The 23,178-nt window shown below is 66.0% G+C and carries 23 protein-coding genes and 3 pseudogenes; 5 read left to right on the top strand and 21 right to left on the bottom strand.

The window, feature by feature from the left end; translation table 11 throughout:
- Positions 1-12: 12 nt before the first annotated feature.
- The 3 genes from V8F63_RS15215 to V8F63_RS15225 all read right to left on the bottom strand — a co-directional run bounded on the left by V8F63_RS15215 (position 13) and on the right by V8F63_RS15225 (position 4,965).
- Positions 13-3,174, bottom strand: coding sequence for a TonB-dependent receptor (locus tag V8F63_RS15215; protein ID WP_392353946.1), 3,162 nt, complete (start codon positions 3,172-3,174; stop codon positions 13-15).
- A gap of 241 nt (positions 3,175-3,415) precedes the next feature.
- The gene (locus V8F63_RS15220) at positions 3,416-4,378 is read right to left on the bottom strand and encodes a FecR domain-containing protein (protein ID WP_392353947.1); all 963 of its coding nucleotides are present in this window, start codon (positions 4,376-4,378) and stop codon (positions 3,416-3,418) included.
- The gene (locus V8F63_RS15225) at positions 4,369-4,965 is read right to left on the bottom strand and encodes a sigma-70 family RNA polymerase sigma factor (protein ID WP_392353948.1); all 597 of its coding nucleotides are present in this window, start codon (positions 4,963-4,965) and stop codon (positions 4,369-4,371) included. Before V8F63_RS15225 ends, V8F63_RS15220 begins: the two co-directional genes overlap by 10 nt.
- 215 nt (positions 4,966-5,180) lie before the next feature.
- Here V8F63_RS15225 and V8F63_RS15230 point away from each other — a divergent pair, with 215 nt between their 5' ends.
- The 4 genes from V8F63_RS15230 to V8F63_RS15245 all read left to right on the top strand — a co-directional run bounded on the left by V8F63_RS15230 (position 5,181) and on the right by V8F63_RS15245 (position 9,134).
- Positions 5,181-6,518, top strand: a complete 1,338-nt coding sequence (locus V8F63_RS15230) for a serine hydrolase domain-containing protein (protein ID WP_392353949.1) — start codon at positions 5,181-5,183, stop codon at positions 6,516-6,518.
- 55 nt (positions 6,519-6,573) lie between these two features.
- Positions 6,574-7,749 carry an FAD-dependent oxidoreductase gene (locus V8F63_RS15235; RefSeq protein ID WP_392353950.1) on the top strand — a complete coding sequence of 392 codons (1,176 nt, stop codon included), beginning with the start codon at positions 6,574-6,576 and terminating at the stop codon, positions 7,747-7,749.
- Between the two features lie 94 nt (positions 7,750-7,843).
- Positions 7,844-8,224, top strand: a complete 381-nt coding sequence (locus V8F63_RS15240; protein ID WP_392353951.1) for a RidA family protein — start codon at positions 7,844-7,846, stop codon at positions 8,222-8,224.
- 10 nt (positions 8,225-8,234) lie between these two features.
- Positions 8,235-9,134, top strand: coding sequence for a LysR family transcriptional regulator (locus tag V8F63_RS15245; RefSeq protein WP_392353952.1), 900 nt, complete (start codon positions 8,235-8,237; stop codon positions 9,132-9,134).
- A gap of 251 nt (positions 9,135-9,385) precedes the next feature.
- On the opposite strand, the gene V8F63_RS15250 is transcribed toward V8F63_RS15245, so the two are convergent.
- On the bottom strand, positions 9,386-9,529 hold the full coding sequence (locus tag V8F63_RS15250; protein ID WP_392353953.1) for a hypothetical protein: 144 nt from the start codon (positions 9,527-9,529) through the stop codon (positions 9,386-9,388).
- 151 nt (positions 9,530-9,680) lie between these two features.
- Here V8F63_RS15250 and V8F63_RS15255 point away from each other — a divergent pair, with 151 nt between their 5' ends.
- Entirely contained in the window at positions 9,681-10,877 is a 1,197-nt protein-coding gene (locus V8F63_RS15255; RefSeq protein WP_392353954.1) for a DUF6880 family protein, read from the top strand.
- Here V8F63_RS15255 and V8F63_RS15260 read toward each other — a convergent pair.
- From V8F63_RS15260 to V8F63_RS15340, 17 genes and pseudogenes are all read right to left on the bottom strand, one after another.
- Positions 10,874-11,455: an alpha-ketoglutarate-dependent dioxygenase AlkB gene (locus V8F63_RS15260; RefSeq protein ID WP_392355113.1), complete on the bottom strand. Its 582-nt coding sequence runs from the start codon at positions 11,453-11,455 to the stop codon at positions 10,874-10,876. The two genes, V8F63_RS15255 and V8F63_RS15260, sit on opposite strands and share 4 nt — an antisense overlap.
- Positions 11,456-11,460: 5 nt before the next feature.
- The gene (gene dinB, locus V8F63_RS15265; RefSeq protein WP_392355114.1) at positions 11,461-12,510 is read right to left on the bottom strand and encodes a DNA polymerase IV; all 1,050 of its coding nucleotides are present in this window, start codon (positions 12,508-12,510) and stop codon (positions 11,461-11,463) included.
- Between the two features lie 171 nt (positions 12,511-12,681).
- Positions 12,682-13,854 carry a zinc-dependent alcohol dehydrogenase gene (locus V8F63_RS15270; protein WP_303684394.1) on the bottom strand — a complete coding sequence of 391 codons (1,173 nt, stop codon included), beginning with the start codon at positions 13,852-13,854 and terminating at the stop codon, positions 12,682-12,684.
- Positions 13,855-13,872: 18 nt separating this feature from the next.
- Positions 13,873-14,316, bottom strand: coding sequence for an SRPBCC family protein (locus tag V8F63_RS15275; protein ID WP_392353955.1), 444 nt, complete (start codon positions 14,314-14,316; stop codon positions 13,873-13,875).
- A 611-nt stretch (positions 14,317-14,927) separates the two neighbouring features.
- The gene (locus V8F63_RS15280; protein WP_392353956.1) at positions 14,928-15,356 is read right to left on the bottom strand and encodes a hypothetical protein; all 429 of its coding nucleotides are present in this window, start codon (positions 15,354-15,356) and stop codon (positions 14,928-14,930) included.
- Between the two features lie 224 nt (positions 15,357-15,580).
- Entirely contained in the window at positions 15,581-15,865 is a 285-nt protein-coding gene (locus V8F63_RS15285) for a hypothetical protein (RefSeq protein WP_303684398.1), read from the bottom strand.
- A gap of 292 nt (positions 15,866-16,157) precedes the next feature.
- Positions 16,158-16,427: pseudogene (locus V8F63_RS15290) on the bottom strand (DUF72 domain-containing protein); the annotation flags it as partial.
- Positions 16,428-16,543: 116 nt separating this feature from the next.
- A pseudogene (locus tag V8F63_RS15295) lies at positions 16,544-16,945 on the bottom strand (DUF72 domain-containing protein); the annotation flags it as partial.
- Complete coding sequence (locus V8F63_RS15300; RefSeq protein ID WP_392353957.1) at positions 16,942-17,085, bottom strand: hypothetical protein; 144 nt, start codon at positions 17,083-17,085, stop codon at positions 16,942-16,944. The pseudogene V8F63_RS15295 and the gene V8F63_RS15300, both read right to left, overlap by 4 nt.
- Positions 17,086-17,984: 899 nt before the next feature.
- Positions 17,985-18,773, bottom strand: coding sequence for a manganese catalase family protein (locus V8F63_RS15305; RefSeq protein WP_392353958.1), 789 nt, complete (start codon positions 18,771-18,773; stop codon positions 17,985-17,987).
- Positions 18,716-18,889, bottom strand: coding sequence for a manganese catalase family protein (locus V8F63_RS15310; RefSeq protein WP_392353959.1), 174 nt, complete (start codon positions 18,887-18,889; stop codon positions 18,716-18,718). The genes V8F63_RS15305 and V8F63_RS15310 overlap by 58 nt, the downstream gene beginning before the upstream one ends.
- A 46-nt stretch (positions 18,890-18,935) precedes the next feature.
- Complete coding sequence (locus V8F63_RS15315) at positions 18,936-19,454, bottom strand: ferritin-like domain-containing protein (protein WP_303684402.1); 519 nt, start codon at positions 19,452-19,454, stop codon at positions 18,936-18,938.
- 74 nt (positions 19,455-19,528) lie between these two features.
- Positions 19,529-20,098 (bottom strand): annotated as a pseudogene (locus V8F63_RS15320) (cyanophycinase); the annotation flags it as partial.
- Positions 20,099-20,126: 28 nt separating this feature from the next.
- Entirely contained in the window at positions 20,127-20,354 is a 228-nt protein-coding gene (locus V8F63_RS15325; protein ID WP_392353960.1) for a hypothetical protein, read from the bottom strand.
- Positions 20,347-21,420, bottom strand: coding sequence for a Mur ligase family protein (locus tag V8F63_RS15330; protein WP_392353961.1), 1,074 nt, complete (start codon positions 21,418-21,420; stop codon positions 20,347-20,349). The genes V8F63_RS15325 and V8F63_RS15330 overlap by 8 nt, the downstream gene beginning before the upstream one ends.
- Positions 21,345-22,463, bottom strand: coding sequence for an acetate--CoA ligase family protein (locus V8F63_RS15335; RefSeq protein WP_392353962.1), 1,119 nt, complete (start codon positions 22,461-22,463; stop codon positions 21,345-21,347). Before V8F63_RS15335 ends, V8F63_RS15330 begins: the two co-directional genes overlap by 76 nt.
- Positions 22,427-23,092: a hypothetical protein gene (locus tag V8F63_RS15340; RefSeq protein WP_392353963.1), complete on the bottom strand. Its 666-nt coding sequence runs from the start codon at positions 23,090-23,092 to the stop codon at positions 22,427-22,429. The genes V8F63_RS15335 and V8F63_RS15340 overlap by 37 nt, the downstream gene beginning before the upstream one ends.
- Between the last annotated feature and the right edge of the window lie 86 nt (positions 23,093-23,178).

Below are 23,178 nucleotides of genomic sequence, written 5' to 3' on the forward strand. Positions count from 1 at the left end.
CGAGGCGGAACATCAAAAGCTCTTGCGCAGCGTGGCGTACCACCAGCGACCGCGGTTCGAGTGGACCGAACCGTTATAGCCGAACCGGTTATCCGCCAGAGGCGGATCCTTGTCCTCGATGTTGCGCGCGCCGAAGCGGATGCGGGTGTCCGCAAGCGGCCCGTCGTCGAAAGTGTACTGGACGTAAAGGTTGTGTGTCAGCCAGTCCTCCACGATCCAGTAATCCCCGGTGACCGCGTCGGTGGCCGAGCTGTCATAGAAATCGCTAGTGTAGGACGAGTAGAAGCCCGCGGCCCAAGGTCCCTTGTTCCAGCTGAGTGTCGAGTTCCAGCGCAGCTTGGGCCGGCCATTGCGGCGCAGAAGATCCTCCGCCCCCGTGACGTTGACCCCCTGGATCACGCCGGCGTCCAGAGCATCCAGCAGAACCTGATGATCCGGCCCCGCCTCCTGATACAGCTTCAGTCTCTGTGCGACGTTCACCGTCCAGCGGAAATTGCCCAGCGGGGTGTTGCGCAGCGAGTAGTGCAACCGCCAGTCGATGCCCTCGGACTCACGCGGCTGCAGATTGGTATATCGATCTGAAATCGACACGAGATCGCCCACCGGGGCCAGACCGGCCAGTTCGGCGTCGGCGATCTGCTGTTCTGTGGGGTCACGGCGCTGGATGTTCGGATTGGTCTGACCGATCTGGCGCAGGTAGTAGTCCATGATCAGCTGGTTGGTGCCGCCCAAGATTCCGACGAGATCCGTCTGGCGGATGGACCAGTAGTCCGCCGTCAGCGTCAGCGAACCATATTTGCGCGGCCAGAGCTTGGGCTCCAATACGACGCCGAAGGTGAGGTTTTCCGACCGCTCCGGCTTGAGTTCAGGATTGCCTGAGCGCGACTCCACCCGGCCTTCGGAGTAGCAGTAATCGTTCGTCTGGGTGATGCTGGTGATCGCGCCGATGGCCAATTGGACCGCACAGGCGGCATAGTCGCGCCGGCTGTTGGAGCGTTCGAAATCGCCCTGCACCAGTTGCAGGATGTTGGGTGCGCGGAAACCTTCAGACCAGGCGGAACGGAACATCAGCCATTCGGTCGGGCGATAAGCGGCGGCGATCTTCGGCGCCAGCACTGAACCGAACAGCGAGTAGTGTTCGGCGCGACCGGCCAGTTGCACGTCGATGGAACGCACCAGAGGAACGCCCATCTCGGGCGAAACCACAGGAATAGCCAACTCGGCGAAGGCCGAATAGACATTCCGGCCGCCATAGGAGTCCGGCGTGAAGGATACGCCCATGGCGTCGCTCGGCGAGATCACGCCCGCCAGATCGGTGAAGGTGATCGTTCCGTCCAGGCGGTCGTCACGATCCTCCTTGATGGTCTCGCGTCGCATCTCCACGCCTGCGGCGAAACCGACCGGCCCGCCTGGCAGCTGATAGATATCGCCTCGCGAGACGCGCGCGTCCCACTGCATCAGCTCAGTTTCCGAGCGGCGGCCGATCTTGACCATGAAGCTGTCGATCGTTTCCGCCGCGTTCAGCCCGGTCTGGCCAAGAGACGGCTGCGCCAGATTTCCACCGATGAACGGGTTGTAGGCGTCCGGGGTGGTCCGGTTGATGGCTTCCTGCAACAGCGTCATGGAGACGCCGTCCATCAGGTCCGCAACCGAGGCTTTGGAGTAAAGCAGCCCGCTTTCCCAATCGAAACCACGCCAATGCCCGCGTAGACCGCCCAGCAGGCGATAGGTCTCGTTCTCGACTTCGATCACCCGATTACCGAGGTCGGCGAAGCGATAGTCCTGCACCTCCACCGCTGCGCCGCCTGCCGGGAAGGCGGTGGTTCCGGTTCCGGTCGTCAGCCCGGGAATGCGCGCGGTCACCCCGACAGCGCCGAGCGGATTCCAATAGGCGGTCGGCGACATCAACACGCGCTGATAGGCGAGCGGCGTGTCCTGGGGACGCTGCGACCAGCTGTCGGCATGATAATAGCCCAGCTCTCCGAACGCTTCGACGCCGTTGCCGAACTCGTGATTCAGGAAGCTGAAGACGTTCACGCGTTCCACAGCCGACGAGATCGTCCGCATCTGGTCCAGGTCGAAACGCAGGTTGTTGTCCTCGGACAGCGTCGCCAGCGTCGAGTTATCCCAGCAGGTTCCCTCGCGCGGGCCCGCTGCCAGACACCCCGGATTCGTCGACGGCTGGATGTGGAAGGACCCGGAGGTCGCCGTCAGGGTCTGGCCGCCCACCCGCGTCGTCGCGTTCGCGGGCTGCCAGGTCGTGGGGTTGAGGCGGATTCCTTCGGCCCAGGCCGTGATCACCGAATGGGTCCCGTAGTCCAACCCTGTCGCCCGCCCGTCAAAGCGCGCCAGGCGGCCCTCGACCGTCGCATAATCGCGCTCCCATACATAGAGGGCGTCGCGCGTCAGAAAGTCCGCCATCACGGAGATGTTGGTGCGCCCGTCGTTGAAGTCTCGCCCCATCTGAAGGTTGAAGGAATATTCCTCCATGCCGCCCTCGTCCGACCCCCAGCCCGCCTGGGCCGTAAAGCCGGTGAAGTTGTCGCGCAGGACGGTGTTGACTACCCCGGCCACGGCGTCCGTGCCGTAGAGGGCGGCGGCGCCGTCCGCCAGCACCTCGACCCGGCGGATGCCCATCGTAGGGATGGAGTTGGTGTTGACCGTCGTCACCGGCACGAAGTTCTCGACCTGAGTGCCCGGATGGTTGACAAGGCGACGCCCGTTCAACAGGGCCAGGGTGTTGCCCGTGCCGATGGCGCGCAGGTCGATCGACGCCACATCCCCGCGGGCGTTATTGATCCCGCCGTCGTCGCTGGCGGCTTCGTTGAAGTTCACGTCCCCGGCTTGAGGGATAGCCCGAAAAAGGTCGTCGCCGTCGGCCGCCGCAATAGCGTCGATCTCTTCCTCGCCTAAGACCGTGACAGGCAGAGCCTCATTGATCCGCACCGACGCGATGCGCGACCCGACGACCACCACGTCATCCACCTGCGCAGCTTCGTGGGAAGGCGCGCCCTGCGCTCGGCGGCGCAAGACGATCACGTCACCTTGGCGCTCGGCGATCTCCAGGTCCGCCCCGGCGATGATGCGATTGATAGCCGCCTCCACCTCCATGCGACCGTGAATGGAAGGTGAGCGCAGGCTCTCGAGATGGCTGGTCGGCGCCGAAATCTGCACGCCCGCCTGCCGCGCCAGCTCTGTCAGCGCTTGACTGATCGGCTGCGCGGGAAGGTCAAACTGCCGTTCTTGGGCGATAGCGCTGGTGCTTAAGGCTGCGGCCAGAACGGCGGCGGCTGCGCTCGCAACAAGGCTGCGTTTCCAGTTGTTCATTTGCTCCCCCGAGGAATTCGAGCGCTTTGAACAGCGCCTTCCTTCCCCAGACGGGGCGCGGTCTCAAAAACCGCCACTCCGGGAAAATTTAAATCGACGACAGACGGATTTCGGTGGGTGTGGCGGAAAAAGCCAGCCCCAGGCTGGTGGCGGCGGCCTTGGCGAACACTAACGGCGCGCGCGCGTCAAACAGCCCGGTGATCCGCTGGTGGGCGGCGGCGGCATCCCCGAACGATATCCGTTGCAGACTGAAGCGGGCGAAAGCGCGCGCCGCGTCGGCCAGCGTCTCGTCGTGCAGCGCCAGCCGGCCCTCTCTCCAGGCCAGAGCGCGCGCGGCCTGTTCGGCCTCGAAAGGAACGACTGAGGGATGCTGGTCAAGAGTGACCTGCTGGGCGGCGTCGATCAGCAGGCGCGCGGAATCCGGGGCCTTGAGACTGGCCCTGCCAGCTAAGGCGGCGACCTCAAGGGGGCCATGATCATACCGGCGAATGAGCACGCTCGCCTGATCCACGACTACCGAGGAACCCGCGGTCAGGATGCGAAAGGGCCGCCGGTCGTCGGCGATCTCGAACAAGGCCTCGCCCGCGGCCATAACAACTTCGCGCACGCTGCGGTCGTAGCGGAGGGACACGGACGTCAGAGCGCTGAGGCTCATACGCGAGCCGTCTTCGAGACTGAATTCCTTCACCTCTCCAAGACCCGTTCTATAGGACTGCGAACGGCGCCACACCGCGGCCCCGACCCCGGCCACGCCGAGGCCGAGCACCGCCACGGCGGCCACGGCTTCGCGACGTGAGGCCAGTCTGCGCGAGCGTTCCTGAGCTCGTCTCGCCACGTGGGCGGCGGTATTGGGCGGGGCGAGAAGCGCCGCCAAACGGCGGCTGTTCGCTGCCACAGCGCGCGCCCGCGCATAGGCGCCGACGCGGCGGGCGTCCTGGCTCAGCCATAGCTCAAACTCAGCCGCTTCTCCGGCCGTCAGGTCGCGCTCGACGCGCGCAGCCCAAAGCGCCGCCGCGTCGTCGATCTCCCCGCTTGTCTCGTTCAGTCCCATCCAGACGTCTCTCGGCCTTTCCCGCCAACAACGCCCAACCGGCGCGCCATCTTACTAGACGTAACCGGAACTGAATATCCGCCGTCCGCATAGGCGTCCATCAGAAGTCGGAACGCGCGAGCGACGTGTTTCTCCACGGTGCTGACGGGTATCCCTGTCCGTTCTGCGATCTCCTTCATGCTGAGTCCCTGCACCCGGCTGAGCATGAAAATGGTGCGCGTCTTTTCTGGAAAGGTCGACGTAATCTCGATCAGAATGCGCAGTTCGTTACTGGCCTCCGCATGGTCCTCAGGCGTCAGGACATCGACCGCATTGGCCAATTTCTCCAGATCAGCCAGGTCGGTGATCGAGACGATATTCTTGCGCCGATACCGATCGGCAACCACCGAATGCGCAGTCCGAAACAAATAAGCTCGAACGTGGACAACCTTCTCTAAGCCGGGCGCCTGCACCAGACGCGCATAGGTCTCCTGGATGATGTCATCGATATCGAACTCAGCATGCCGGGCCTTTCGCAGCCAGCCGCGCAAGGCCGGTTCGGCCGGCAACACATGCCGCGCCAGCCACTCGTCCCGCAAATCCAGCATGATCGATTATCCTCCCCGGACGGAAGGATGGGCGAACATGGCGGCGGAACACAAGCCTCCCCAGGCTGACCGCGTGCCTTTATCCAGCGATCCATAACGCGGAGGTTATGCCCGATAGCAGCATCACCCTCTTGCAGACCTGGACCATTTCGCCACCCTCGTTTCGTTGATTTCGGGGCGCTGTCCCAGGGGGCTCGATGCTCAGAATTTTGACCGTGACGGCCGCCGTCCTTATCGGAACTCCAGGCCATGCGCTCGATCGCGCCGCAGCAGAGGCGATCATCGCGGATCCGCGGGGCCTGGGAGCTCCAGGCTGCGCCGTGGGCGCCTTCCGCGACGGCGTTCCCCTGTTCATCACAGCGTCCGGCGCCGGCGACATTGCGCGCGGCACGCCCCTGGACGGGGACACGCTTTTCTACGCCGCCTCCATATCCAAGCAATTCACCGCCCTGGCAGCCGCCCTGCTGGCTGAGAGCGGTCGGCTGGATCTCGACGCTGACATAAGGCGATATCTGCCGGAATCGCCTGACTACGGGCGGCCGGTCACGTCGCGCATGCTGATGACCCACACGGCGGGCGTGCGGGACACCCTGGACCTGATCCGCATGGCCGGGCTTGGTCGCGCGGCAGATGTCAACAAGGACACGGCCCTGCGTCTGGTGCTTGCCCAACAGAGCACGAACTTCCCACCGGGGACCAACTATACCTATTCCAACGGCGGCTACCTGCTCCTGGCCGAGGTGGTCGCCAGAGCTTCGGGCATGCCCTTCGCCGACTATGCCCGTCAGGCCATTCTGGAGCCCCTGGGCATGACGCGAAGCGTCTTCCTCGCGGATCGACCCGCCTCAGGGCCCAACATCGCCCACGGCTATGCACTGACGCGCCGCGGTTTCGAGGTGCGCGACACCTACCCCCGGTTCAGCGGATCAGGCGGCTTGATGATTAGCATGAACGATCTGGCTCGGTTCGAGCATGACATTGCGGTCGGCCATAAAGTCTGGACCCCCGCGGTCGCGCGCTTGATGACCGCGCCGGGCCGCCTCGATAACGGCGCAACGGCTCGGGACGATCGCAACGGCCTAGCCTACGCTGGCGGCCTCATGATTGGAGCCCGTGGCGGCCGATCGTTTATACAGCACGGCGGTTCCGCCGAAGCCTTCAAGAACTTCTATGCGCGCTTGCCCGAACAGCGTCTGTCGCTCGCGCTGTTCTGCAACCGGGACGACTGGGTCGCTCAGGACAAAGCGGACGCTATCCTGGACGCCATTGCCACAGAAACTGACAGTTCCGCCCAGCCGGCGCCCGCGTTCGAGGGCCGTTATGGTTCACCCGAGGTCGGGGCGACCTACACTTTGACAACGACGGGCGATGGGCTGGACGCCGTCGTCAGTCGAGATGGGGCCGCGGACGCGTCCCGTCGGCTGCAGTTCAAGCGGGATGAAGACGGCGCCTATCGCGCCGGTGGAACGCGCCTGACCTTCGACCACGACGGCGGTGCCTTCACCTTGTCGACCGCGCGGGTCACGGCCCTGCGCTTTCATCGGCTGGACTAGCCGGACGCAGACTCGCCGCTCGGCCTCAGCCTCCTCCTGAAATTTCGGTCTCATAATGTTGAGCTTGCAAAACCGCGCGCCTGCACGTGGCCGGGCGCATGACGCCCCTCGACGGCTTATCGTCATAGGGACGGGGGTCATCGGCCTCGCCACGGCCTACGCCTTTGCCCGTCGGGGATGGTCCGTGACGGTTGTGGACCAGGCTGAGGGCCCGGCCCTCGGCGCCTCGTTCGCGAACGGGGCGCAGTTAAGCTACGCCTATACAGACGCCCTGGCGCACCCTGACCTGCTGCGCAGGCTGCCGCAACTGACGATCGGCCTCGATCCCAGTTTTAAGGTTCGGGGCCTCCTCGACCCGGACTTCGCGCCCTGGGCCTTGCAGTTCCTGCGCAACTGCACCTGGACGCGCTTCAGCGACCATACCCTAGCCGGCCTGCAACTGGCTTTGGAATCCAGCGCGGCGCTGGAGGCTCTGATGGAACGCCATCCGTTCGAATTTCACCACGCCGTCCCCGGCAAGCTGCATATGTTTCGAAGCAGAGCCGCGTTTGAAACCGCTCGACGGGTCGTCGATATCAAGCGACGCCACGGAGGCCGACAGGCGGTGTTGTCCTGGCGCGAAGCGGTCGCAATCGAGCCTGCGCTGCGCGCCGCCGGCGAGGTCGTCGGCGTTATTCACACGCCGGATGACGCGGTAGGCGACCCCTTTCGCTTCTGTACCGAACTGCTGAAGGTTCTGACGCAACAGTACGGCGTGACCGCTCGCTTCGGCTTCAAGGTCGTACGTCTGGAAGCCCAGGAGGGCCGCGCGTGGGTCGCGAACGCAGCCGGCGACGTACTTCGCGCCGACCTATTGGCGATCTGCGCGGGCGTTGACGCGCCGCAGCTCTTGCGCAAGCTGGGACTGTCGGCCCCGGTCTGGCCGATGAAGGGTTACTCCTTCACCGCCGCCGTCGGGCCGGAAGCGCCTCGTCTGAGCGTCACCGATTCCGCCCGCAAGGTGGTTTTCTGTCGACTGGCTGATCAAATCCGCGTCGCTGGTCTGGCCGAACTGGGCGCACAGTCGACTGCGGTGGATCGCAGACGCGCCGCTCAACTGATCGACCTGGCCCGTTCCGTCCTGCCCGCCGCCGCTCACTACGACGCCGTGACTAGCGTGTGGGCCGGCCTTCGGCCGATGTCGCCGTCATCCCTGCCGATCATAAACCGTCCGCGGCCAGAGCCGTTCTGAACGTCGGTCACGGGATGCTCGGATGGACTTACGCCATGGGCGCCGGCGAACGGGCGGCGGCTTTGTCGGCCTCATCACGTCTTGAAAGGATCCCATGACCCAATCTCCGTCCCGTCTCGCTCCTCCGCTCAGTGCCGCCCGTCAGGTTGGCGATCTGCTTTTCGTCTCCGGCCAACTGCCCCGAGGAGCGGACGGCGAGATCGTAGACGGCGACATTGTCGTCCAGACCCGGCGGTCGCTCGCCAATCTGCAGGCCGTGCTGGCCGCGCACGGCGCCCAGACCTCCGATGTGGTCAAGGTCACGGCTTGGCTGACTGACCCGAGCCATATGAGCGGTTTCAACGCCGCGTATAGCGAAACCTTCAAGCCGCCCTACCCGGCCCGAAGCGTTGTCATATCGGGACTGATTGCGGGCGACGTGGAGATCGAGGCCATCGCGCAGCATCCGCAACCGCTCGCGACGGCCCGAGACTAAAGGAGGCGGGTTGTTGCATACGCGGCAGGTCGAGGTCTTTCACGCCATCTATGTCCACGGTTCGATCAGCGCGGCGGCGAGGACCCTGCGCGTCTCTCAACCCTATGTCAGCACGGCGCTGCGCCGCCTCCACGACCAGCTCGGCTTTAAGCTCTTCGTACTAGTGCGCGGGCGTCTCGTCCCCACCGACGAAGCCCACGTCCTGTTCGGCGAAGCGAACCATGTCTTTGACCGCATCGAGTCGCTGCGCCGCGCAGTAAAGAACATCCGGACGCACGGGGGCGGCCACATCAGGCTTGCTGTCGTTCCGTCTCTGGGTTTGGACATCGCCCCGCGCGCCATTGCTAGGTTTCGGGAACATCACCCCGGCATCACGATGGAGATCCAGACCCTGCACCACGACGACCTGTTTCGTTCGCTGCGGGAACGTGAATGCGACCTGGCCATAGCCTATGATCCCCCGGATCACGCGCGGCTGTCGCGGACCCGGTTGGGCCAAGGGCAACTCATGGTCGCTCACAAGCCCGACGCCTTATGTGCGACGCGCGATGGACTTGCCCTGACACAACTGCACGACCAGGAGATCATCGGCGTCTCGGGCAGCGGCCCCATCGGCAACCTGCTCGCTCGGGCTCTAGAAGTGGAACGCGTCGCCGTGCGCGAGGTGATCTCGGTCCAGACCTTCTTCGTCGCCGCAGCATTGGTCCGCTACGGCGCTGGCGTCTCGGTGGTCGATGAGTTCACAGCACGCGCCGGCCTGTTTCAGGACATCGTATTCCAGCCGCTGAACCCGTCGCTACGTTTCAGCGTCGAATGCGTGCATCTCGAAGACCGACCTATTTCCGGCATTGTGGGCGAATTCATCGCCCATTTCCAAAATGTGCTCCCAGAGTCGTCTAGACAAACCTAATCCAGCAGAAGGCGGCAATCGGGAAATAAAGCGCTGCCCCCAGGTCCAGTTCTGGGCAGAGCCGGACGCGGCCGGTCACAAGAGGTCGCCATTATCAGAGCGGTCACTACCACTCAATTGCAACCACCCATTTAAGGCAAAGCTTGTTCGACCCCTCTGACGGCGCCGCAGCGCACCAGGGCCTCAAGGCCGACGCCGCACCTCCCAGTCCAGGGTCCACCGCCCTGCCCCGGCCGGCTTGAGTTCTGAAGTCACGCGGGCACCTGACGGTCCAGCCCGTCTAGGAGCAGCGACGTCCCGCTGACAGCAGCCACCGTGGCGTTGGTCTGCCAGAAGGGCCCCGACATGCCACGCATTGAAAAACGGATATGAACCGTGTCGTTGACCTTGGGCATGAGCGCCTTCCTTTCAGCCGAGCAGCGGCCTTCTTGCGGCGCCTTGTACACGGCCGGACGAACGGCGCCTCCCGCCGAGCCGGGGCCAGCGTCGGGATGAGCATGCTATAGACGCCCGGGTGGCGAACACCCTTCCTGCCCCAAGGACCTCATGGCGCGACAATCTCGGATTTCGACCCGGCTATCCGCAGCCAGCCTGGTCCAGCTCGGCGCGCCGCGCCTGGCGGAACTCCTTATCGAGGCCGGCGCCGGAAACGCCAATCTCAAGCGCCGGCTGCGTCTCGAGCTGGCGGCCGAGATCAGTCCTGACATCCTGGCCCTGGAGATCGACAAGCGCATCACCGCCGTCTCGGCCGCGCGCACCCGCGTGTCCTGGCGAAAACGCGGCGAACTGATAGAGGACCTGAACGCACACCGCCGGATGATCGTCGAGCGTCTGGCGCCCGAAGCGCCCGGCGAGGCGCTCGCCGTCCTCGTCCGCTGGTTCGACCTCTATTCCGGCCTGTCCGCCCGCGTAAAGGACACCAAGGGCGAACTCCCCGCCGCTTTCGAGGCCGCCGCTCCTGAACTTTTCACCCTGGCGGAGACAGCCGGGGACGAGGCCTTGCGCGACCTGGTCGACGCCCTGCGCCGACACCCGCAGGATTACGCTCGCTGGGCATCCGCCGCCGGCGAGACCCTGGGTCCACGCACCGCCCGCCGGCTGCTCGACAGCCTGGACGCCTCGGTCAGGAAGACCCCGGCAGGCCGCAACCTTTTACGTCGCCTAGCGGACAAGGCCGGGGACCTCGACCTCTGGCTGTCGCTCATCACCCCCGAACAGGCCGGATCCCCCGACATAGCCGCAGACATCGCCCGCCGCCTCCTGGACGCCGGCCGCGTCGCCGAAGCCCGCGCCGCCCTGGAGGCCGCCTTGAGCCCCTCCCCGCTAAACCGCCCCTGGACCTTTGGCCACAGCCCGAAGAACGGCGCACCGCGCCTGACCCCGGCGTGGGAAGCCGCCTCCATCGAAGTGCTCGACGCCGAAGGAAGCCGCCAGGAGGCCCAGGACCTGCGCTGGAGCCTGTTTGAACGCGACCTGTCGGCTCCGGTTCTGCGTGACTACCTCTCGCGCCTGCCCGACTTCGACGACGTCGAGGCCCTGGACCGGGCCTTCGTCCACGCCGCCAGCCATCCGGACTTCGAGGCCGCCATGCGCCTCCTGATGGACTGGCCCGCTCACAGGGAGGCCGCGGCCCTCGTCCTGGCCCGACCTCGGGAAGCCCGGCAGGCTCGCCCGGTGTCTGCGGACTGGGCCTCTCGCCTGGCCCAGCGTTATCCCGAAGCCGCCGACATCCTGGCGAGCTAGACGCTCTGGCCAGCCAGGGTCCTGAAGGTGATGGAATAGCGCAGCGCCGTCATCGGCGAGATCGAATGCTCCCAGTCGCTGCGCGCCTCGCCTGACAGCCGATAGGCCGATCCAGGCGCCAGCGGCGCGGCTGATCGACGCCATCCCGTCCCGTCCTTCCGGCGCAGACGCATCATGCAAGGCGCGAGAAAGGAGACGCCGAGGATCTCCCCGTAAACCGGCCTGTCGCGGTGCCAGCCGATGCCGGCTCCGGGGGCGTATTCATTGACCAGAGCCTGGACGAAGGCCTCTTCATCAAGGTCCAGCCGTCCGGTCAGACGGCCCAGAAGCGCCTTCAGGAAGTCCGGCCACGGCGCGGCCGTCTCCAATCGACGCCGCTCCAGATCATAGCGGCGTCCGAAAGCGGCGATCTGTCGGAAGCCCTGGTAGCCCATGTGCTCATAAGGCCTGAAATCCAGCCGCTGTAGTTCCTCGACCACCGCTGCCTGCTCGCATGTCGACAGGACATCCGGCCAATAGTCGAAGCCCGGAGGCACGGCAGGCTGGGAGGCGCGCCCGAACAGGTCCGCCTGGAGCATGGCTGTCACAGCGCCAGCTCGCCCACAGAAGCCCTTGAGGGCGCTCCCGGCGACGCCTTCTCCAGATTGGACAGGGTCACGCCGACAAGACGCACGCCCCTGGTCGGCGGATAGAGGGATCTTGCCAGCAGCCGGGCGATCTCGCGCAACCGTTCCTTCGAGGCGACCGGCTCATTGAAGGACCGGCTCCTGGTCGATTGCTGGAAGTCCGCCCATTTGACCTTCACCGTCACGGTCCGGCCCAGCGATCCGGCCTTTTCGCACCAGGCCCAGACATCATCCGCCATCTCGTCCAGCCGGGCCTCGATCGCCGCCGGATCGACCAGATCGCTGGCGAAGGTGGTCTCCGAGCCGCTCGACTTGCGCTCGCGATCCGGATTGACCGGGCGATGATCCTCTCCCCGCGCCACGCCATGGTACCAGGCGCCGGACTTGCCGAAATGATGCTGAAGAAAGGTTAGGGACTGGCGTCTGAGGTCCGCGCCCGTCTCGATGCCCAGGCGGTTCATCTTCTCAGCCGTCACCGGCCCGACGCCGTAGAAACGCTTCACCGGCAGGACCTCGACAAAGGCCTCCCCTCGCCCGGGCGGGACCACGAACTGGCCGTTGGGCTTGCGCTGGTCCGAGGCCAGCTTGGCCAGGAACTTGTTGTAGGAAATCCCGGCCGAGGCCGTCAGACCGGTCTCCTCGAGGATGCGCGCGCGGATCTCCTCGGCCGTCGCCGACGCCGTCGGCAAGCCCCGGATGTTGGCGGTCACGTCGAGGTAAGCCTCGTCCAGGGACAGGGGTTCGATCAGGAGCGTGTAGTCGGCGAAGATGGCGTGGATCTGCGCCGAGACGGCGCGATAGACCTCAAACCGGGGCGGCGTGAAGATCAGTTCCGGGCACTTGCGCAAGGCGGTGCTCGACGGCATCGCCGACCGCACGCCGAACTCGCGCGCCTCATAGCTGGCGGCGGCGACCACGCCGCGCGAAGCGGCGTGGCCTACGGCGACGGGACGACCGCGCAAGGCGGGATCGTCCCTCTGCTCCACCGAGGCGAAGAAGGCGTCCATGTCCACATGGATGATCTTGCGAGGGGGCGACGTCCATACGCTACGCTTAGCAGAAAGAGAACAAAACAAGAACATGCTTCGTGCTCCCAACAGGCTCAGCCATGAATGCCCGTCGCCAATGCAGACGACCATTTATCCTGCCCCTAGAAGCCCGCCGCCCGGGCGGCGCGTTTAAGGTTTGAGGACAACTTTGGTCCACTCGTTGGGATTGTCGTGGAAGTTCTTGTAGGCCGTTGCGGCCTCCTCAAGGGGCAGGCGATGGCTGATGAGGTCGGTGGTGTCGATCTGACCGTCCATCACCAGTTCCAGCAGCCTGGGCAGGTATTTCTGCACATGGGTCTGGCCGGTCTTCAGGGTCAGCCCCTTCTGCATGAAGGCCCCGATCGGCAGCTTGTCGCCGATCCCGCCATAGACTCCCGGCATGGAGATGCGCCCGCCCTTGCGGCAGGCCATGATCGCCTCGCGCAGCACGTGCTGGCGATCCGTGCCTAGTTTCGTCTCCTGCTTGACGGCGTCGATGATGTTGTCCGGCGCGAAACCGTGCGCCTCCATGCCCACGGCGTCGATGCAGGCGTCGGGTCCGATGCCCGCCGTCATCTCCTTGAGCGCCTCCAGCACCTTGACCTCGTGATAGTTGAGCACCTCGGCCCCGTTCTGTTTCGCCAGGGCGAGACGACGCGGATGGTGGTCGATGGCGATCACCCGCGCCGCGCCCATGTGGATGGCGCTCTTGATGGTGAACAGGCCGACCGGGCCGCAACCCCACACCACCACGGTGTCGCCCGGCTCGATCCCTGCGTTTTCCGCCGCCATCCAGCCGGTCGGGAAGATGTCAGACAGGAAGAGCACCCTCTCGTCCTCGACGCCGTGAGGCACGACGATAGGTCCGAAGTCCGAATAGGGAATGCGCGCGTACTCGGCCTGCCCGCCCGCATAGCCGCCGGTCAGGTGCGAATAACCGAACAGCCCGGCGGCGGGATAGCCGTAGGCGACCTCGGAGGCGTCGGACTTGTCGGCTGGATTGGAGTTGTCGCAGGCCGAATACTGCTCCTTGCCGCAGAAGAAGCACTGGCCGCAGGCGATCACGAAAGGAACCACCACCTTCTGCCCGACCCGCAGGCTGGTGTTTCCCCGCCCCACCTCGACGACCTCGCCCATGAACTCATGGCCGAGAATGTCTCCGCGGTGCATACCGGGTATTACGCTGTCATAGAGGTGGAGGTCCGAGCCGCAGATTGCGGTCGCGGTGATCTTGATGATGGCGTCGCGAGGATTGACGATCTCCGGATCGGGGACCGTGTCCACCCGAACATCGTGTTTGCCGTGCCAGGTCAGTGCGCGCATGAAATATGTCCTTGATAATCAGCCGCGGGGAGCGGCGCCGGGAGCCTGGGAAGTGGAAACCTCCCCCGTCTCCATCAGTTGTTTGAAGCGGCGAAGTTCGCGTCGTGCCTGGATGCGCGGTTCACGCTGCATCACCTTGGCCACAAGCTTGCCCACGGCGCCGGCGGGAGGGTCATAGCTGATCATGACCCGGACCTCGGTCCCCCGCCCGAAGGCGTTGTCGCGGAACTCGACCCAGCCCTCGTGATCGACGTCCGCTGCCTCCGTGGAACGCCAGGCGATCTTTTCGCCCGGCCGGTCTTCGACGATCTCGGTTTCCAGTTCGACATCCATGCCGCCGGGCCCGGCTATGACCCAGTCGCGTCCGTCGCTGCTGACCGACCGCACATTGGCCATGAAAAGAGGAAGATTCCGGAACTCCCGCCAGAAGGCGTAGAGTTCGGATCGGGGCCGGTTGATCATGGCGGCCTGGATGGACGAGGAGGCGTGATCCCCCTCATGTACGTCGTCGTTCAGAAATCCTGTCGACGCCATGTCTGCGTCGGTGCTTCTGGGCTCAGTCTGCATGGGTTCTCTCCTGGTTCCGGGGAGGCGCGGACGCCTCCTCCGATCCTAGTTTCTCGCGCGCTATGGCGAGGTCTCGAACAAGCCTGGTCCGTGTCTGGTCAAACCGCGCCTTCTCTTCGGCGGCCCGCGCCTCGAGGCCTTGCATCTCGGCGCGAACGGCTGCCGCGCTTTCGGCGTGGGCCTGATCGAGCGCCTTCAGCTCCTCAGCGAGGCGCTGGGCCCGATTCTGCTGGGCCGTGGTCGCTCCCTTGCGCGCCCTGGGGGCGCCCCACGGCGGCCGGCCTTGCCGATATCGACCGTCAAGCCACGCTCGATCACCTCTCCAGGCCGCGCTCTTGCCGCCTCGGCGTCCTCTGCATCGGGCGCCTCCCTGGCGAGGCCTGAAGCGAAGATATCCTGCCGGATGCCCCAGGCGGCCAGAGCCTTGGGCCTGGAGGACGCAGCCACCGTGAAGCGATGGAAGCCGTCCGACCATTCAAAGAGCTTCAGCCTAGGAGCCATGTCGATCAGATCGCCGCCTGGATTTCCCGCGCCTTCCGCAGGTAATGCTCGACCTTCGGCGGTGCTGTCGGGGCATCAGCGGCAAGCGGCGGCGCAGCCGTATTGTGCGTGAAGCCGCGATTCAGGACCACGACCTCCTGGCGGGTGGAGGCCTGCCGGTCGATATAGAGCCGGTCGAAATCCCCAACGCCCGCCGACCTCGGATTATCCAGCAGGCCCCTGGCCCGCTCAGGAGCGACGTCGCCGGACCGGATCTCGCTCATGGCTGCGCCAGGCGCATAGCCGAGTATAGTGTTCCCCATGGCGGCGAAGGTTTGATCGACTGGAGCTGAGACAGCGTCCTGGGCCTTGTCGACGCACCCGTCGTCCCCTTGCGGATTGCGGGCGGGGAGAAGCCCAGTGACGGAAGCGACGATGATCGGGGCATGGCGCAAGGTCATGAGGCTCCTCTTGGGTGTGACTAAGCAAGCGCGCCGCGCGTCCTCCGGTTTCCCTTTGGCGACTTGGGGCGGGGTCGAGAGCTTGGCGAGCCCGGAGCAGCGGGGCCGCGAGCCATTGTCGGGAACACGACACAAGCCCGAACGCCTGTTCGCCTTGGCCGGAACCCCCGCGTTGGCTCTCCGTTCGGGAACCGCCGGCCGAGCGCTGGGGGTCTCGGTCAGCCGAGAGCGCCAAGGCGAAGACTGCGCTCGCCCCGTCGCCCCGTCGCGCGGCGGCGGGGCTCCTGATCGTCGATGAGCCCCAGGTCCCGACGGAGATCGGTGAGAAATGCGCTGGTGACCTCTCTCTCCGCGCTCTCTCCAAACTTGGCGTCCGCGCAGAGTAGGAGGCTCCCCACCTCCTCCTGCTCAGGCAGCCCCTTCTCCACCCGGGCGTCGATCTGGGTCAGTTGAAAGGCGGCGGTCGAGGCGAGCGAAAGCGCTCCGGACTGCTGGGGGTTCATGGGCGGTGTCCTTCCGGCGATATAGGGCAATCCTTGTCGCCGGTCTGGCGCTCGTGGTTCGTTTCCTCGCCTCCTTCATGCTCGGCTGGACCCAAAGCGCGCGAGCGGCCGCCTAGAAGGCGCTGGAGCATGGCGCCGCGGCCCATTGGACCGTCGCTTATCTCGCCGCCCCCGGCTCAGATGCGATCTTCCAGACTGGCAGAGCGAGCGTCTGTCGACGGCGTTCGTGGCGGTCCTGGCGATCTTCCTACGGCAGCTCGGCTCTTTCGAATACACGCCGGTCGTCGCAACCTCACGACCAGACCGCAGGCGGGGCGGACCTTGCCATCCCAGCGAGCGCCAGCGCGTCCGCTGCCGCCGCACCCGAAGCGGTGTTGTCGAAAATGACCCAGCGCTCGGCCCCGACTTCGCCCGCCGCCACCACCCGCTGAAGGACGGTCTTGAGCCGATCGGTTCCATAGGCCGAGCGATACATGTGCGGACAGCCGTGCAGGCGAAAATAGACCTGGCCCTCGGAGCCGCCGGGAAGGCCTGCACCCCGGGCCGGCTCCGGATCGGCCGCAACACGCGCGACCCGCCGAGAGGCGAGCCAATGATCCGCCGAGGCCGTGAACCAGGATCGTGCCGCGGCTCCAGCACGATCGACGCGTCGATCTGGGCCCTACAAGCGTCCAGAAAAGCGCCTGTCCGGGTCTTGTCAAAGGCCAGGCCCGGCGGCGTCTGGATCAGGACTGGTCCGAGGCGGTCTCCCAGCCCGCGGAGATCGGCGGCCAGGTCCGCGAGCAGATCTTCGCAGTTCTCCAGCTTGCGGCGGTGCGTGATGTCACGCGGCGCCTTGACCGCGAAACGAAAGTCCGCAGGCGTGGCGGCGGCCCAGCGCTCAAAAGTCGAGACCCGGTGACGGCGGTAGAAGGTGGAGTTGATCTCCACGGCGCCGAGACGGCTGGCGTAGCGTTCGAGTCCGCCGCCCGCGACAGGAAACCGGTCTCTCACCCCTGCGGGAATGGCCCAGCCCGCCGTCCCGATGCGCAGCGTGATCTCGCCGGGGGCCGCGCTGCCGGCAAGGCCTTCAGGGCTCACGAAGCATCGCGACGGGCCGCCATGCCGGGCGTGGTCGGCGCCAGTTCCTCGGCCTGGGTCTTGGAGGGCGGCCCATCGGTTCTCTGAAGACTGTCGTCGGGCGTCTCGCGGATCGAAAAGATGGAATCGCCGCTTTTCAACAGGGGGCGGCGGCGTCCGCCGCCTGGACATCCGTCGGAGACGGAACCCTCAACTTGCGCTCGGCGCCGTGGGCGTCGGCGACGACGATCTCGTAGAATTTCATGTCCATTCCTCACCTGACCAGGGGTTGTCTCTCGACCGCGAAGGACGCGGATCCGGCGGCCGGCCGCTTCCGGTAGCGCTTCGGCGACCGACGCGTTCCGGACGCATCGCCTCCAAAGGCGGATCGGCGACACATCCCGCCCGGGAGCAGGCGGCGGCTCCGGACACCCGAACACCCAACGGGAAGGAAAGAGCTCCTGTGAAATCCGCCGACAGGCCGCCAGTCCTGCGCAACCCCGGCGGCTCCTGCAGTTCGGAAGCCTCCTCCATCTACTGACGTCTCTTATCTACGTCGGCGCGGCATTGACGGGATTTCTGGGAAATCAGGAAATGCAGCCGAACCCGCGGATGACCGGCGCCGAGGGATTGACGACTGAGAGCCCTGCGCCACGCCCCGATCAAAGAGTCGGGAGTCGGACCCATTGGATCGCCGCCGCAAGGATCTCGTTGCGCCCTCCTGACAACCGGAAGGGAGACCGTGAGTCCGATGTGTGCGGATCGCGTCTACGATGAGGACTTTTTCGCCGCCGTGGCCGACCGCGGCTTCTATGTTTTCACCTCGCCTTGCCAGGCGGCGGCTGCAAGAGGGCCACGCAGGGTCCCCGTCATATTGACCCATGTGGGAGTTCGACCAGGTTCTGATCACGCCGGCGCGGCCCCGGCTTGCTTGAGCGTCGGACAAATTCTGGTCAGCGGATAGGATCAGGTCATCGCCGTCCCTCGCAAGCAAGCCGGCCCATTCATAACCAATGCCCGAGCCGGCGCCGGCCGTCCGCGCCGTCGGTCTGGCGGCGCTTCAGTCCGGAGCCGCCAGAGACGTGGTGCGACCGGCCCCAGGCCCGGCGCCGAGATCGGCTCCAGTAATCGGATCGGCTGAAGGGTCGGACTGGGTGCGGGCCGCAAAGGCTTGCAATGACTTCTTGTCAGCCGCCGACAGCTTGACCGAAGCGTCGCCCACGCCGCCGTCCACCGCCGCCTGGGCTTCGCGGTCGTCCACGACCTCCCACTGCTCGCCCTGGTTCCACGGCCCGCTCGCATCCCCCTCTCCTTGGGACATGTTGTAATATTTGTCGGCAAAGTCCGGATGACCGGGAAGCTTGCCGGGCGGGAAGTTGGCGGGGATGGCGTAAAGCGCCTTTTCGAAGGACTTCTGGTGGGCCACCTCCCGCGTCATGAGGAAGGTCAGGGCGTCCTTGATCCCCGCGTCATCGGTGACGTTGATCAGCCGTTCGTAGACGATCTTGGCCCGGGATTCGGCCGCGATATTGGAGCGCAGGTCGCAGGCCGGATCACCGATGGAGTCGATATAGGCCGCCGTCCACGGCACGCCGGCGGAGTTGATCAGGGCCGTGCCGCCGCCATAGAGGATGGACATGGTGTGGCTTTCTCCGCCCGAGGTCATGCTGGCGTAAAGATCCGCTTCTTCCTCGGCGGCTTCCGCGAGTTTGCCCTTGGCCCCGCGATTGAGCATAGCGACGATCGAACCGATGATTTCCAGGTGACTCAGCTCCTCCGTGGCGATGTCCATCAACATATCGCGACGGCCGCTGTCCTCGTCGGCGAGCCCCTGAGTGAAGTAGCGCATGGCGGCGGCGAGCCACCTTGGGGACCGCCGAACTGTTCGAGCATCAGGGTGGCGAGAGCGGGATTGGGTTCGGCGACCCTAACCGTGTACATCAACTTCTTGTTGTGCATGAACATGATCTAGTTATCCAAAAGATAATAAAGAAAATAGATTTCGGCTGAGTCAGCGGCTGGGGTTCTCGCCGGCGCGCCTCAGCTCGAGATGCTTCTCCACCAGCATGGGCAGGCTTTCGTCGACCCACCGCGCCATGCGCACCTCCTCCTCCAAGGTGGCCGCGAGGGGGTCGTAGGCCGCCGCATAGCCGCCGCTCTCAGCCAGAATGATCAGGGCCCGATAGGAGGCCGCCTCGAAGTTCTCGAAGGCGTAGTTGGCGAAGGCGTTCTTCAGGATTTCGTCCTCGGCGAAGCTGTGGCCGATGGACGCCAGGTTGCCGCCGAGCGAGAGCGCAGCGTCCTTAAGGCCGGACGGCTTCTCGTCGAAGCCCTCCAGCAGGGTCTCCAGTCGCAGGATCTGTCCCTCGGTTTCAAGACGGTGGGCCTTCAACCGGTCGGCGACCTCGGTAAAGTTCCGCGCCCGATCGATCTGGCGATCCATCAGGGCCAAGGCCTGGTTTTCCACGGCGTGGGCGTTCTTGAGGCCCGTCACGAAAACATCACGCCAGATGTCGTCTGCATTGATCATGTCGGCTGTCCTTCCTGCTGATACAGGAGGCTAACCCGTCCAACCGGCGCCCGGGTCGGCGTGTCGGATTCAGGTCACAGCGGATCGCCGCTCTCACCCTTTCCTTCCGAACCGGCGCGCTGGGGGCGACGGCGGTCCAGGTCAAACACATCGCTTTGCGACATGACGTGGAGGCGCACGTCGAACATGGACAGGGCGTCCTCGGCCCCGCCTTCCGAGATATTGGAATGGGTCGCATCCTCCCCGTCGACGACATAGACGGCGCCGTCGCCGAGCACCCTCAACCGCCCGTGCTCGACCACCACAGCCGTGTTTTCGTCAATGCCAAGCCCCATGAGCCGCGGATTGTGGGCCACCGCGCCCAGCAGCCGGCCGAACCGTCCCCTTTCGGCGAAGTGCTGGTCGATGATGACATTGGGGAGCAGGCCCAGTCCGGGAGCCATGTGCACCTCGCCGATCCTGTAGGACTCCGCGCTCGGTCCCTTGACCAGCATGGTCTCGCTCATCACCGAAGCCCCCGCCGATGTGCCTGCGATCAGGCCCCCGCGCGCATGGAGATCGCGAATGCGTCGTTCGATCGGCGTGTCGCCGATCTGGCTGGCCAGCCTGAGCTGGTCGCCGCCGCTGAAGAAGACGCCGGCGGCTCCCTCGAGCCTGTCGAGAAGGTCCTGCTCATGGCTCTCGGCCCGGTCCTCGACGTAGAGGCTCGATCAGTTCCCCGACGCCGAGACCCTTGAAGCCTTCCCGATAGCTGTCGAAATAGCCCTCGGGTTTATGGGAGGCGATGGTCGCGATCACCAGCTTGCCGCCGTCGAGGCGCCGGGCGACCTCCTTGAGGATGACCCGCTCGCCGGTCTTGTCCTCATGTCCGCCGATGATGATCAGGGGGCCCTTACCCATGGGGAGGCTCCAGGATGACGCCGGGCGCATTCAAGCCCAGGGCGGAGGACGGAAAGGCGGGACGAAAGGCCTGGATCTGCGCCCAAACTGCTTCGATACGGGTCGGCGTCAGGATGACGAGGTCCCCGGGTCGCGCCGCTTCAAGACATGCGGCCACGGCGTCCTCTTCCTTCTGCACGCCGCGGAAACGCGAGCCGTCCGCACCGCTTCGCAGCGCGCCTTCGGCGAGAAGGCGGATCACTTCGCCGGCGGGACGACCGCGGTTGTCAGGCGTCTCCCTGAAAACGACCTCGTCGAAAAAGCCGGCGCTGATCTCGCCCATGGCGACGATTTCCTGCGTCCGCCGGTCGCCGGGGATGCTGATCATGGCGATGGTCCGACCGCCGGCGGGCCTGATCGCGGCCACAAGGCCGCAGAGGGCCCGAAGGCCGTCCGGATTGTGGGCGTAGTCCATGACGACCCGGAAGCCGTGCTGGTCGCAGATGTTGAGGCGGCCGGGATTCTGCTCGTAGCTGGATGTGAAGCTGCCCAGGGCCGCCCCGATCCGCTCTGGCGGCACGCCCACGCCGTAGCAGGCTGCCGAAGCCGCCAGGATGTTGGCCACATTGAAGGCGGCCGCCCCGCCCAGGGTCGAAGGCAGGTCCGCAGCATGACCCAACCGGCGGCGCTCGCCCCGGTCATGAAGCTCGATCACGCCGCTCGCGGCGTCATAGAGGACCGCCGCGCCGCCTTCGGCCACATGCTTGAGCAGGAAGCCCGGCGACTCGGCGCCGCCGCGCATGGAGAACCAGCAGACACGGCCTCCGGCATGGCGCGCCATACGCAGGGTCAGGGGATCATCGGCGTTGAGGACGCTCAGCCCCCGCCGCGACACGGCCTCTGCCACCACCGACTTGACCTTCGCCAGGTCCTCAAGCGTGTCCACCCCTTTGAGCCCCAGGTGGTCCGGTTGGACGTTGAGGACGCAGCCGACGTCACAGCGGTCGAAGGCTAGTCCCTCGCGCAGGATGCCGCCTCGGGCGCACTCCAGCACCGCGACATCGACGACAGGATCATTGAGCACCATGCGGGCGCTGCGCGGACCGCTGGCGTCGCCGGCGCGGATTCTTCCCCGTCGACATAGACGCCGCTGGTGTTGGTCAGACCCACGACGCGTCCTTCCGTCTGCAGCACATGGGCGATCATCCGGCCCACCGTCGATTTCCCGTTGGTGCCCGTCACCGCGATCACGGGGATGCGGGACCGGACGCCGCGCGGAAACAACATGTCCACAATCGGCCGGGCGACGTCCCTCGCCTCGCCCTCCGAAGGCGACAGATGCATCCGCAATCCCGGCGCCGCATTGACCTCGACCACGCCCCCGCCGGTGTCGCGCACCGAGCGGCGGATGTCCGGCGCCAGAAGATCCACCCCGGCCACGTCCAGGCCGAGGGCCAGGGCGGCCCGCCGGGCGATGGCGGCGTTGGCCGGATGGATTTCCTCGGTCCGGTCCGTCGCCGTCCCGCCCGAGGAAAGATTGGCCGCGGTTCGCAGCAGGACTCTGACGCCGGGCCCCGGAACGCTTTCGGGGGACAGGCCCTGGCGGGCCAGTAGCGTCAGCGCCTCCTCGTCAAGACGGATCACGGTCAGGCTGTTCTCATGGCCGATGCCCCGACGCGGATCGGCGTTGACCTCCTCCAGCAGTTCAGACACCGACCGGCGCCCGTCGCCCTCGACGCACGGCGGCCGACGCTCGGCGACGGCGACGACCCTGCCGTCGACCACCAGGACCCGATAATCCCGGCCGGGAAGCTCTTGTTCGACGATGACCCGCCGTCCGTGGGGCGCGGCCAGGCCGAAAGCCGTCCTGACGGCCTCGGGCGTGTCCAGGCCTGTCGTCACGCCCCGTCCATGGTTGCCGTCGAGCGGCTTGACCACGACCCTGCCGCCCAGGCGTGCGGCTGCGGCGGCGGCCTCGTCCGCACTGCGCACCACCTCTCCGCGGGCGGTCGGACACCCCGCGGCCTCGAGCAAGGCCTTGGCCTGGGCCTTGTCGCCCGCCAGTTCGGCCGCGATCAGGCCCGTGCGGTCCGTCACGCTGGCGCGCAGGCGCTCTGCCGCGCGCCCCATCCCAGGCGCAGGAGGCTCCCGGTGTTGAGACGTTCGACGGGAATCCCTCGGCGTCGCGCGGCGTCGACCAGAGCTTGGGTAGAGGGTCCGAACGCCGTCCGGCGCACCGCGCCGCGGAGAATGGCCGCCGCCTCGTCGGCCTGGACGGCGCCCGGGAGGCGCGGATCCAGACTGTCTGCGCAGACCCTGTCCAGGCCGCTGATCCCAGCGAGCGCTTCCGGCAGCAGGGCGTTGCAAACCTGCAGGGCCAGCCGTCCGGCCAGAAGGGCCGTCGTTTCGTCCCGATAGGTGAAGAGAATGTCGTAGACGCCCGGCTGCCCGCGCACTGAACGCGTCTTACCCCGGGTGACAGGGGTTCCCGCGCGCGTCTGCAGTTCAAGGGCGACGTGCTCCGCCACGTGGCCGAACCAAGTCCCGTCCCGAAGACGTCGGACAAATCCGCCCGGTTCCCCGTAGCAGCATCCGTGTCGATCCAGGCCGGGAAGCGCCTCCAGCAGACGAGTCGAAAAATCGCCCAGCCGATCCGTCGGCCAGTCCTCCATCCGCCCCAGATCCAGGCGGATCCGCACCATGGGCCTGGCGCTGTACAGGTGGGGGCCGCGATAGACGCTTCGCTCCAGGACCTGCATCGCCCGCTCTCCGCTCGTCGCCGTCATGCTTATGCGGCCAATTCCCGAGGCGCCGCCTCAGTCATGCCTCGCGCTAGGGCGCGGAC

This window comes from Brevundimonas sp. LF-1, from assembly GCF_037055305.1.
GTDB classification, from domain to species: domain Bacteria; phylum Pseudomonadota; class Alphaproteobacteria; order Caulobacterales; family Caulobacteraceae; genus Brevundimonas; species Brevundimonas sanguinis.